1 protein-coding gene is annotated in these 303 nt (G+C 49.5%); it reads right to left on the reverse strand.

From position 1 onward, the window contains the following. On the reverse strand, window positions 1–303 hold a 303-nt coding region (locus tag P0G09_RS18495; protein ID WP_275253403.1), incomplete at both ends, for an RNB domain-containing ribonuclease.

Consider the following 303-nt stretch of genomic DNA (forward strand, 5'->3'; position numbering starts at 1 on the left):
TTCCTCGTTTAAAGGCCTCTTTGTCCAGTGCCGATCCCGGCTTAACATAGTGCGTAACGTCAGCAATATGAACCCCCAGATGATAGTTGCCGTTGTCAAGCTTCCAAGCCACGACGGCATCATCAAGGTCTTTGGACTCAATACTATCGATCGTAACCAACGGCTGAGCGGTAATGTCTCTGCGACCCTTCTTTTCTTCTGGCAAAACATGATCTGGAATAGCGTTGGCCTCGTCCATAACTTCTTGCGGAAAGACGTGCGGAACGTCATGGGCATAGACAACGGAGAGAATATCAATCCCCG

Source organism: Faecalibacterium sp. DFI.5.82, from assembly GCF_029076575.1.
GTDB classification, from domain to species: domain Bacteria; phylum Bacillota; class Clostridia; order Oscillospirales; family Ruminococcaceae; genus Faecalibacterium; species Faecalibacterium duncaniae.